The following is an 11,170-nucleotide window of genomic DNA, read 5'->3' as shown; positions in this document are numbered from 1 at the left end:
TCAAGGCCTACCTTCGCCTTGAACTCGGGGGTGTGAACTTTCCTCTTCTTCGCTTCGCTCATTTCGCTCATCCCTTATGACAGCGCACAGCATAAACTACTGTCTTGATTTCAGGGTCCACTATAGTCCACTTCATCAGTCCTCCAGAAGTTCAATTATAGAATCGAACCAAGCCCTTTGTTTTCTTGGGATCGATTGCATTCAGTCGTTTTGGCACACCGCTTATACTGTCAGAATGAGTTGTGGGTTTTCCGTATATCAGAGAAACCCATATCCAACAATGCATGTGCGATCGGCAACAACAGTTGATATACTCAGGGAGTGAGAAAAATTGGTTGAAGCGCGAAAAACTCCGGCATAGATGATCGAACAGCTACATATTTTTTTACAGGAGGGGATCACTCCAAGTGGATGCAAAAACCTACTGCCCTGTGTGTGAGCGCTCTGGTGTTCGGTTTGCCCCGTTACCGGATGACTACCGACAGAATTCCCTCCTGCACGGATTTAAACATTTCGGAAGAGCTGAAACCATTGCGTTGAATAATTATTCCTGCATGACCTGCGGGGCATCCGATCGGGAGCGTCTCTATGCTTGGTGGATCAATGCGCAGATTGAGTCTGGCGCATTGAAAACCGGGGCGCGTGTGGTGCATTTTGCACCGGAAGCCGCTCTATCCAAAAAAATCAGGAAACTTGATCTTTTTGATTATAAAACCGCAGATTTTATGATGGCAGATGTGGATTTTCAGATCGACCTCATGAATATCCCTTTCGAAGATGAATATTGCGACTTCTTCATCTGTAGTCATGTACTGGAACATGTTTCCGATGACAATTTGGCAGTGAGAGAGTTGGCGCGCATTACACGTGGCGACGGATGTGGCATCTTGATGGCTCCGATTTGCGTGGATATTGACGATACGCTCGAGGATCCATCGGCCACAAGCGACGGTGACCGCTGGCGACTGTTCGGACAAGACGATCATGTCCGGCTGTACTCACACCGTGGTTATGTGAATACACTGGAACGCAACGGATTTGCCGTACAGCAACTGGATCAGAAGGTCATCGGAGCCAACCTGATCAACCATCTCGGCTTGTCACCCACCAGCATTCTGTACATCGTTACCCGACCTGAACCACAGGACGGTGCCCCCTTGAATTCAAGTAAAACACTTTCCTGACCATGAGTTCCGAAAAGCCTATTTATGTTACCCAGCCATTCCTACCGCCACTGGAAGAATTTATACCCTATCTTGAAAAAATATGGAAGAGTAAAGTTTTGACCAACAATGGCCCATTCCACCGTGAATTGGAGCAGGCTCAATGCCGTTATCTTGGAATAGATTATATTTCACTGTTTGCTAACGGGACGTTGGCGTTAGTCACGGCACTTCAGGCATTGCGCATTACGGGAGAGGTCATCACCACGCCCTATTCCTTTGTGGCCACTTCTCATGCGTTACTGTGGAATGGCATCAAACCAGTTTTTGTCGATATCGAACCGGACTCGTTCAACCTCGATCCTGCCCTGATCGAAGCCGCCATCACGCCCCAAACCACGGCGATCATGCCGGTCCATTGTTATGGCCGCCCGTGCAATATAAAAGCCATTCAGCACATTGCCGACAATTACAACCTCAAAGTTATATACGATGCCTCCCATGCTTTTGGCGTACGTGACGATGGAGGCTCCATCCTGCGCCATGGGGATTTATCGGTGCTGAGTTTTCATGCCACCAAGGTATTCAATACCTTCGAAGGTGGTGCTATTGTTTGTCCAGATGCCAAGACCAAAATTCGCATAGATCATTTAAAAAACTTTGGCTATGTGGATGAACTGACCGTCGTAGCCCCTGGGATCAACGGCAAAATGAGTGAGTTCAACGCAGCTTTAGGACTGTTGCAGTTGAAATACGTCGATCAGGTACTGGCCGAACGACAACGTATCGACAGTGCTTATCGCGTAAAGCTGGATGGTATCCTTGGCATTCGGTTTTTGCCTTTGCCGGAAGTGCAAAGCGGTAACTATGCCTATTTTCCGATACTGGTTGGACCCGAATATCCGCTGTCAAGGGATGAGTTGAATGAACGACTCAGGCAGCACAACATCTACCCACGTCGTTATTTCTATCCGCTGATTTCCGAATTTCCCATGTATCGCGGTTTTCCTTCCGCTCGTCATGATAACCTCCCCATGGCTTTAGAAATCGCATCACAAGTCTTATGTTTGCCCATTTATTCCGAACTGGAAGAACAGGAGCAAGAGCGCATCGCACATTTGGTAAGCTCTTTCGTGCAGAAGACCTCCATTTGACCGCCGCAATATCCATGAATCATCTGAGGGAAGAAATTGGTGGTTATTTCGGTCTTGACTTGCCGGAACATGGGGCGTTGTATCCGCAGGCTCTACATTACCAATCGGCACGCTCCGCGATTCGTGCAGTACTTGAAAGCAATGGACTCCGCCGTGTGTGGATGCCGGGATACATATGCGATTCGGTTCTGAGAGCAGTTGAAGTGACTGGGATTGACATTAGCACTTACAGGCTCGATGATTCCCTTTATCCATCTGATTTGCCCGATACGTTGTCTGATGGAGAAATCGTTCTTTATGTCAATTACTTCGGCTTGTGTCAGTCGCTGGTAAAGCGGTTGCAGACTCATTATCTCCCTGAACAACTGATCATCGATAATAGTCATGCCTTATTCGCTCCACACAATGGTGTATTGGCAACCATCTACTCACCGCGAAAGTTTGCTGGTCTACCCGATGGTGGACTGCTCTTGCATTCGCCTGCGCTCCTCATCACTGCTCCTTCTGTGGAAGATCAGGGTTCGTTTGAACGTATGAGATACTTGTTACTGCGCGCATCCTGTTCCGCTCGTGAAGGTTATAAGGCTTTCCAGGAAGCGCGCGATTCGCTTCAGAACCTCCCTCCTTTGGCTATGTCACGACTGACCCGAAGGTTGATATGCAGCATTGATTGGTCGCGGGTTAGATCCCGTCGTCGAGATAATTTTGCTCTTATCGCAGAATGGTTAAACCCCTTCAATGCGATACGATGGTTGCCAACAGAAGAGGATATACCGCTCTGTTATCCACTGGTGTTAAGGGGGATCGATGTGGCTGCAGTCAAGGCCCAGCTTACCGCCCAGAATATCTTCACTGCTACTTACTGGCCCGATGCTTTGCCTCGCCTCAAACCGGGAAGTATCGAAGCGACGCTGGCGCAAGATACGCTGTTCTTGCCCATTGATCAGCGTTTAGATCTGACACGAGTAGATAGTCTTGGGCAGCAGATTCTGGCAATATTGAGAACGAATTCCTTTGGCAGGAAAGATGGGTGATGAACTCGAAACAGACTACCTACACAACATTCAGTTATGATGCGCATGCTAGGACCTGTGCCCCAGATGATTTTCTGAGGCAGACGCGTCGCACAGTTCATGGTGTACCAATGACTGAAGAACAACTGCACATGATCATGGCAGCCATCTCTAAGGGGTTGGAGTTGCGGTCCGAAGATGTGCTACTTGAATTGGCGTGTGGAAATGGGTTTCTCTCGGTTCAACTCTTCGATGGTTGTCATAGCTATCTTGGTACCGACATTTCAGATTACTTGATTTCCGTGGCCAAAAAGCACTTCGAACGCCAGCCTAATCATCGGTTTGAAGTAATTGGCGGAGTTCAATACGTCAATCAGGAACCGCACCCTGAGCGTTTCACACGTGCGTTATGTTACGCCGGATTTCAGTATTTTTCAGATTCAGATATTCTGCACGTACTGACAGTGCTGTTTCAACGATTTACAAAGCTGGAACGGATATTCCTGGGCAACCTGCCGGATCGTGCGCACCTTACCGACTTTTTTATCCATTCCATCCCCACCGATGATGAACTCTCCGATCCATGCACGGCACTGGGTATCTGGCGTACGCGTGAAGCCTTCAAAAAATTGGCAGAAACCGCTGGTTGGCTGGTGGAGTTTTCAATCATGCCGTATGAGTTTTATGCGGCACACTACCGTTACGACGTTACGCTGACTCGTCAAGGGTAAAAGCCATGTCCGGGAAAAAGCAGGTTAACGATTTGGCTATCTTTGGCGGGATCCCTGTGTTTGCCACTGCCAAATCCACGTCTAACTTGCTGCAACCCGATTTTGAACGGTTTATGGAGTACTCGGACCTTTTTCTGCAGGCGCAGCGGTATATCGATCAAGGTCCTGCAGTGCAGTTGCTCGAACGCCGCCTAGCAGAGTTTCATGGGGTATCCTATTGTATTACCTTTTGTAGTGGATTCTGGGCGCTGGCATTAACTATCGCAGCGTTAGTTATTCCGGGTAAACGAGAAGTGATTATGCCTTCTCTGACTTATCGCCGAATGCCTGATATCGTCGCCTGGTTGGGCCTTATTCCACATTTCTGCGAGGTGGACTCAGAGACCTTGTCGGTCAGCGCGGCAACCGTGGCCGCTTGCATCAATGAAAATACGGCACTGATACTGGCCCCTCATCCCATCGTTAATTGCTGTGATGTAGGGGGATTGTTACAACTTGCCGAAGACCGAAAATTGCCCCTGGTATTCGATTCTGTCGAGTCGGTGTACGAATCCACTGCTGAGGGAAAAGTAGGGGGCCAGGGCCACGCCGAGGCTTTTTCATTGCATGCCTGCAAGCTGATCAATGGGTTCGGAGGTGGTTATGTCACCACTCAAGATACCCTATTGGCTAATCAATTGATATCACTGCGTCATTATGGTATGGACGAAAGTGGCAATGTGGTTCTGGCACACGGTATGAATGCCAGCATGAATGACATGCATGCAGCTATGGCTTTGGCAAGTCTGGACGATGTTGAACGGCAAGTTTTGCGTAACCAGAAACGCTACCGTGTTTACCAAAGCAAACTGGCCCATGTGCCTGGCTTACGTCTGGTAACGTTCGATGAACAGCAGGCAACGGCTTACAAGAATATCGTGGTGGAACTCCTCGACGATTGGCCCTTGTCACGGGAGGAGACAATCCGCATACTAAATGCCGAACGAATTCTTGCCCGAGCCTACTACGCACCTCCATTACATTGTAAATCCATGGAATTTGCTTTTATTGCTCCTCCGCTTCCAGTTACTGAATGGTTGGCAGACCGCTTTATGAATTTGCCATGTGGCCATTTGGTTAGTAATGAGGACATCGGACATATCACGGATATACTGGCCTTCATCGTTGCACAAGCAGAACCGATCAGTACTCTGCTGCGTAGTCAGGTGGACTCATGAGTATCGGTTCATTTGCCCTGACTGGAGCATCTCCCCTGTTCCAGAAGCCACTATCCTGCGGACAGAATCGGTTCCCAGATCGAGAACGTTACCAGAAGGCTTTTTCGGGCATTTTTGAACGTCAGTATTATAACAACAATGGCCCTTTGCACGAGCAACTGGAAGTAAGACTGCAGACATTTCTCGGTGTTCGTCATGTCATCTGCACCAGTAATTCTATGCTCGGCTTGATGGTTACTCTAGATGCCTTGCAATTACGCGGGAAGGTGATTGTGTCGGCGTTTGTTCATCCAGGTACCATTCAAGCATTGCTATGGGCCGGACTTGAACCGGTATGGTGCGATGTTGACCAATGCACCCATCATCTCGATATGCAACAAGTGGTGGCGCTGATCGATGAAAAGGTGTCGGCTATCCTGGCTGTGAATTTGTGGGGAGGGGCTTGCGATGTTAGTCAACTGCAGCAGATCGCTGATGCCCACGGTATCCGGCTGATTTTTGATTCGGCTCACGCCTTCGGTTGCGCACTCCCTGCCGGTTTTATCGGAGGCTTCGGCGATGCCGAAATCTTCTCCTTTCATGAGGATATGATCCTTGGGGCGGGAGATGGTGGCTGTATTGTCACCCATGATGACGAGTTGGCACTGCGCGCGCGCAGCATTCGTCCAAGCTATGGGCTAGAGCAGACGGCTCGTATCGTTCGCGTGGCCAATGCGCGATTGTCTGAAGCGCAGGCCGCCATTGCGCTCATGAATCTCGACGATTTTCGCGCCCATCAGGCCCATAACCGCATGCTGCGCGCTGCTTATCTCCGTGGGTTTTTGTCTGGTATCGAGGGGTTGACACTCCACGAACCATCAAGAGTGACTCAATCCAATTGGCAACACCTTATTGTGAGCATTGATCAACTGGGCTACGGTTTGTCCCGCGAGCGGCTTATCGAAGTGCTGGCAGCAGAAAAAGTATATGCTCGGAGAGGTTTTCCTCAGGGTGTTCACCTTGGTACAGCAGTAGATTTGCCCAATGCTCGTCACTTATACGACTCTTGCCTTGAGCTACCGCTGGGTGCTCAGGTCACGACCATCGATATTGAACGTCTGTGCGATCTTCTGGCGCGGATTCATTGTGCAGCATCCATTCTGCGGAGTCGGCATGACGCGTAAGCACAGATTCGGCATCATGCAACCCTATTTTTTTCCTTATCTGGGACATTTTTCTCTGATCGCTGCTGTGGATGAGTGGTTGGTTTTTGATCTCACGCAGTACACGCCGAAAACCTGGATAAATCGTAACCGTATTTTGCACCCGAACCAAGGATGGCAATATGTGAGCATCCCTCTGGCCAATGGTTCGATTTCCATAAAAATCCATGAAGCGAAGATTCTTGACCCCGTTGAAGCACGAAAAAATGTGCAGGGGAAATTGAGTCACTACAAGCGAAATGCGCCTTATTACGACGCCGTGCTAAATTTGATTGAAGAAACCTTCGATGATGGAGACGATTCCCTAGTGCGACTCGATGTCAGAGGACTTGCGGCAGTTTGCCGTTACTTGGGTATTTCGTTTCGCTATCGCATCTGTTCGGAAATGAATCTTGATTTGCCTATTGCGTTGAATTCTGGTGAGTGGGCTCTTGAAATCTGTAGTCAGCTTGGGGCGGACGGTTACCTGAATCCCTCCAGTGGGAAGGCGTTGTTTAATCGGACTTGCTTTGCTAAACGGGGGATTGATCTTTGCTTTGCTCAGCCCACAGAATTCTCCTATCGCACCATTGGCTATCGTTATGAACCTTACCTATCTATGCTTGATATACTGATGTGGAACCCACCCGATGTCGTTGCCCGTGCCGCAAGCGAACATGTCATAATTAAGAGAGCCATAGGCAATGAATGAAATCAGGAGATATTCGTTATGCCGGAAATATCGGTCATTCTGACCTCGTTCAATCACGAAAAATACATCGCCGAAACCATCAACAGCGTTTTGGCACAAACTTTCGGTGATTTTGAACTCATCATTTGGGACGATTGTTCGACGGATGGGTCTTGGGGAATCATTCAAAGTTACCGTGATTCGCGTCTCCGGGCCTTTCGCAATGAAGAACACCGACGCGGAATATACGGGATAAACCGCGCCATTAGCGAGGTGGCAGCAGGTTCGTACATCGCCATTCATCACTCCGATGATGTTTGGGAACCCCACAAGTTAGAACGGCAATACGCTTTTCTCCAAAAGCACCCAGAAATTGGCGCCGTATTTAGCCATGCATGTGCCATCGGTGAGGATAGCCAGCCACTTAATGATCCTCGGCATTTTTATTCCCAGATTTTCCAGCAGTCCAACCGTTCGCGCCAACAATGGCTTAACCGGTTTTTTTATATCGGCAATGCGCTATGTCACCCAAGTGTGTTGATCCGTAAGTCATGTTACGACAATTGCGGATTGTATAAGCCTTGGTTGCCACAGCTCGCCGATCTGGATATGTGGATGCGTCTGTGTCTGAAATACGAGATTCATGTTCTGCAGGAACCACTGGTGCGCTTCCGCGTTCGCGATAATGAAGCCAATGCCAGTGGCAATCGTCCGGAAACGCGTATCCGTGCCGGGAACGAATCGCTGATTTTGCTGGATAACTATCGTGCACTGGACGACATCGAGCAGCTGGTCAAAGTATTTCCGACTGCTGTTCAGTATCGTTGTGGGAGCAACAGCGAGCCCATGTTTGCTCTGGCAATGACCGCGCTGGTGGAGCCAAATCTTCCCCGGCACAAGCAGTTTGGCCTACGCTTGCTGTACGAACTGATCGGCGACGTCGCATTGTCTTCCCGGTTGAAGCAGTATTACCAGTTTGACTATCAATCATTGATCACGCTTAGCGGAAAAATTTCCGTTTTTGGAGATACGCCTCCGGCGGTTTCTGTCGCCGAAATCAAGATCGCTACTCCATTACAACCTTGGTTGGAATCCGTCCGTTGGTCCCCTAGCGAGCAACGGTGGGCCGAAGAAGTCATCGCACAATGGCCGCCCTTTTCCTGTGAGTTCGTGCTGGTAAAACGTCACGAGGCCGATTCTGCCGCCCAGAGTATCGCCAGTTTGCACCATCAATGGTTGACCACACGCTGGCAGGTGATCACGATGGGGCTATCTGCCAATAGCCTCAATCAGGCCATGCTGCAGGGCAATAGCGAATGGATTGCTGTGCTGGATGCCGGTGATACTCTGGCACCAGACGCTACATTTCGCTTGGCACAAGCCGTTCGAGAGCATTCCGAATGGCAGATCATCTACTCGGACGAAGACACGATTTCTGTCGATGGCCAATATACCCACCCGCACTGCAAACCGGATTTCAATCTGGATCTCCTGCGCAGCATGCCTTATCCTGGCGGCTTGTTGCTGATACGTCGGTCCCTTTTCGTCGAGTTGGGCGGTTTCGATTCGCAGTTTTTGGGAGCTGAGGAATACGATTTTGTACTACGCGCCTGGGAAAAAGTCGGTCATGGTGGCATCGGTCATGTGTCCGAAGTCCTTTATCACCGCCGCCAGGGTGGTTCTGGCCGCATCTCGGTTAGCATGGAACAAATGATGCAATCCTGTGAACAGTCCCTGGCTCGGCATCTGGATCGTCTCCATATTCGTGCAAGCGTACTGCGTGGACCCTTTCCTCCTGCGTTTCGTGTGCGTTACGACCTGGAACGAATCCCACAGGTTTCGATAATCGTTCCGTCACGCAATCAGTTGTCGCTCCTGTGTCGTTGTCTGGAGTCCATCATCGAAAAGACCCGCTATCCGGCCTATGAAATCATCGTGGTCGACAATGGCAGCGACGATGCGCAAACCTGTGCCTATCTCGACCTGCTTGAGAAGAATCCCGAGGCTTCTGGCAATCGTATTCGAGTATTGCGTCATCCGGGCGAGTTTAATTATTCGGCCATGAATAATCGTGCTGCTGAAATAGCGCACGGGGAACTGCTGTTGCTGTTGAACAACGATACGGGCGTACTCCACGAAGATTGGCTGGATGAAATGGTGGGTCATGCATTGCGTCCAGAAGTCGGTGCCGTGGGGGCAAAACTGCTTTTCCCTGACGGAAAGATTCAGCATGCCGGTGTGGTTCTGGGTATGAATGGGACCACAGGTCATCCCTATATCGGGCACGAAGGTAATTCTCCCGGGCATTTCGGCCGGGCACAACTGACTCAGAACACCTCCGCAGTGACGGGGGCTTGTCTGTTGGTGCGCAAGTCGCTCTATCATCAATTGGGAGGACTGGATGAGTCGACCTTTAAGATTTCCTATAACGACATTGATCTTTGCCTGAAGATCAGAGAAAGCGGATATCTGATTGTCTGGACACCCTGGGCTATTTTGTTACACGAGGGCTCTGCTGGCCAGAAGGCCACTGATGAAGCCTGCCCGGATGAAGAAAAGCCCCGGCAGTTCCAGAATGAGCAGCGGGCGTTTATCCAACGCTGGTTGCCGCAATTGCCCTTCGATCCCGCCTACAATCGCCATCTCAGTTTGTGCAATACCGATGTTCTGCTCGAAGATCAGGCTTCTTTGACTTGGGACCCCAGTTGGCGGCCCCGGCCCCGCATTCTGGTTCACCCAGCCGATCGTTATGGTTGTGGTGAGTATCGTGTGATAGCCCCCATGCGCGCCCTGCGTAGCGCGGGAATGGTGCAAGGATGGGAAACCATGCGCCTGTTTCATCCATCCGAAATCGCCCGTTTTATGCCGGACAGCATGGTGTTTCAGCGGCCTATCGATGATGCCCGGCTTGCTTTGTTGGAGCGCCAATACAAGTTGATCAAAACATTCCGTATTCTTGAACTCGACGATCTGATTACCAACCTGCCGGTCAAAAGTATTCACAAGAATCATTTGCTGCTCAAGAATATGCCTAAGCTCCTGCGCAGGGCTGCCTCCCTCTGCGATCGTTTGCTGGTATCAACCGAACCTTTGGCGCAAGCGTACCAAGGGCTTACAGAGGACATTCGTGTTCAGCCCAATTATTTAGACGGTGTGGCTTGGGAAGGGCTCAAACCTCAACGACGCAACAACGCGCGTCCGCGCATCGGCTGGGCTGGAGGAGTCGGTCATACCGGTGATCTTGAAATGATCGTTGATGTGGTGCGCGAGCTGGCTCACGAGGTGGAATGGGTGTTTTTTGGCATGTGTCCGGAAGCTCTGATCCCTTTTGTGAGTGAGATTCATGTGGGCGTGGAATTATCCGAATATCCATCCAAATTGGCCAGTCTGGATCTTGATTTGGCTATTGCCCCGTTGGAGGATAATCCGTTCAATCGCGCCAAAAGCACGATTAAATTGCTCGAATATGGCATTCTGGGGTACCCGGTCATCTGTTCCGATATTGTGCCCTATCAAAATGATATTCCTGCATGGCGTGTCGCCAACCGTCACCGCCATTGGGTCAAAACGATTCGTGAATTGATATCGGATCGGGATGCGCTGGCAAAAGCGGGGGATGAAATTCGTGAACATATCAGGAATCACTGGATGCTGGAGGATCATCTGGAAGACTGGCTCAAAGCTTGGTTGCCATGACAACGAAAAATTTCTAACGAATATTAGAGTTATTGCTGATTGCCTCGTTCACACATTAAAAAAATGCTTCGTCAGTGGAATCGGTGGGTAATTGTAGTCGGTTTTCAACCTGAATTTCCATCTTCAGACGACTTCATGAGGAACCGATAGAACTTCCGGCATGAGGCATCAAAGTCGTCTTGCTCCTGCTCGGTGACCCTAGGTGTCAGGATACATGTCGCCTGAAAGTGTGATTTTTTGACAAAGACCAAGGGGCGGGAAACGGACGTGAAATGGAAAAGTACTCTGAAGAACGGAAGGCTGCGGTATTGAGGAAGATGTTGC

Annotated in this window: 9 protein-coding genes; 8 read left to right on the top strand and 1 reads right to left on the bottom strand. The window is 49.9% G+C overall.

What is annotated here, in order from left to right; genetic code table 11:
• Positions 1-536: 536 nt before the first annotated feature.
• The 8 genes from IV91_RS0107620 to IV91_RS17200 all read left to right on the top strand — a co-directional run bounded on the left by IV91_RS0107620 (position 537) and on the right by IV91_RS17200 (position 10,846).
• A complete protein-coding gene (locus tag IV91_RS0107620; protein ID WP_233418420.1) occupies positions 537-1,184 on the top strand; it encodes a methyltransferase domain-containing protein in 648 nt (215 codons plus the stop codon).
• 2 nt (positions 1,185-1,186) lie between these two features.
• Positions 1,187-2,317, top strand: coding sequence for a DegT/DnrJ/EryC1/StrS family aminotransferase (locus IV91_RS0107615; RefSeq protein WP_031597333.1), 1,131 nt, complete (start codon positions 1,187-1,189; stop codon positions 2,315-2,317).
• Positions 2,318-2,331: 14 nt separating this feature from the next.
• Positions 2,332-3,351 carry an aspartate aminotransferase family protein gene (locus tag IV91_RS0107610; protein WP_051862320.1) on the top strand — a complete coding sequence of 340 codons (1,020 nt, stop codon included), beginning with the start codon at positions 2,332-2,334 and terminating at the stop codon, positions 3,349-3,351.
• Positions 3,352-3,461: 110 nt separating this feature from the next.
• On the top strand, positions 3,462-4,061 hold the full coding sequence (locus IV91_RS0107605; protein WP_031597330.1) for a class I SAM-dependent methyltransferase: 600 nt from the start codon (positions 3,462-3,464) through the stop codon (positions 4,059-4,061).
• A gap of 5 nt (positions 4,062-4,066) precedes the next feature.
• Positions 4,067-5,278 carry a DegT/DnrJ/EryC1/StrS family aminotransferase gene (locus tag IV91_RS0107600; protein ID WP_031597328.1) on the top strand — a complete coding sequence of 404 codons (1,212 nt, stop codon included), beginning with the start codon at positions 4,067-4,069 and terminating at the stop codon, positions 5,276-5,278.
• Positions 5,275-6,441 carry a DegT/DnrJ/EryC1/StrS family aminotransferase gene (locus IV91_RS0107595; protein WP_051862296.1) on the top strand — a complete coding sequence of 389 codons (1,167 nt, stop codon included), beginning with the start codon at positions 5,275-5,277 and terminating at the stop codon, positions 6,439-6,441. Before IV91_RS0107600 ends, IV91_RS0107595 begins: the two co-directional genes overlap by 4 nt.
• Entirely contained in the window at positions 6,431-7,171 is a 741-nt protein-coding gene (locus IV91_RS0107590) for a WbqC family protein (protein ID WP_200874348.1), read from the top strand. Before IV91_RS0107595 ends, IV91_RS0107590 begins: the two co-directional genes overlap by 11 nt.
• Before the next feature lie 18 nt (positions 7,172-7,189).
• Positions 7,190-10,846, top strand: a complete 3,657-nt coding sequence (locus tag IV91_RS17200) for a glycosyltransferase (RefSeq protein WP_084189986.1) — start codon at positions 7,190-7,192, stop codon at positions 10,844-10,846.
• Between the two features lie 104 nt (positions 10,847-10,950).
• Here IV91_RS17200 and IV91_RS19120 read toward each other — a convergent pair.
• Positions 10,951-11,170, bottom strand: a 220-nt coding sequence (locus tag IV91_RS19120) for a hypothetical protein (protein ID WP_035417446.1), incomplete at its 5' end; no start/stop codon positions are given.

Source organism: Ferrovum myxofaciens (assembly GCF_000735045.1).
Taxonomy (GTDB): domain Bacteria; phylum Pseudomonadota; class Gammaproteobacteria; order Burkholderiales; family Ferrovaceae; genus Ferrovum; species Ferrovum myxofaciens.
The sequence above is the reverse complement of the archived record's forward strand: the minus strand, read 5'-3'. Positions and strand labels throughout refer to the sequence as shown.

What these genes read in the sequence shown, in the direction of transcription:
- IV91_RS0107610 (WP_051862320.1), top strand. Translation starts at nt 2,332, where the DNA reads ATGAATCATCTGAGGGAAGAAATTGGTGGTTATTTCGGTCTTGACTTG.
- IV91_RS0107605 (WP_031597330.1), top strand. Translation starts at nt 3,462, where the DNA reads ATGACTGAAGAACAACTGCACATGATCATGGCAGCCATCTCTAAGGGG.
- IV91_RS0107590 (WP_200874348.1), top strand. Translation starts at nt 6,431, where the DNA reads ATGACGCGTAAGCACAGATTCGGCATCATGCAACCCTATTTTTTTCCT.
- IV91_RS0107615 (WP_031597333.1), top strand. Translation starts at nt 1,187, where the DNA reads ATGAGTTCCGAAAAGCCTATTTATGTTACCCAGCCATTCCTACCGCCA.
- IV91_RS0107595 (WP_051862296.1), top strand. Translation starts at nt 5,275, where the DNA reads ATGAGTATCGGTTCATTTGCCCTGACTGGAGCATCTCCCCTGTTCCAG.
- IV91_RS0107600 (WP_031597328.1), top strand. Translation starts at nt 4,067, where the DNA reads ATGTCCGGGAAAAAGCAGGTTAACGATTTGGCTATCTTTGGCGGGATC.
- IV91_RS17200 (WP_084189986.1), top strand. Translation starts at nt 7,190, where the DNA reads ATGCCGGAAATATCGGTCATTCTGACCTCGTTCAATCACGAAAAATAC.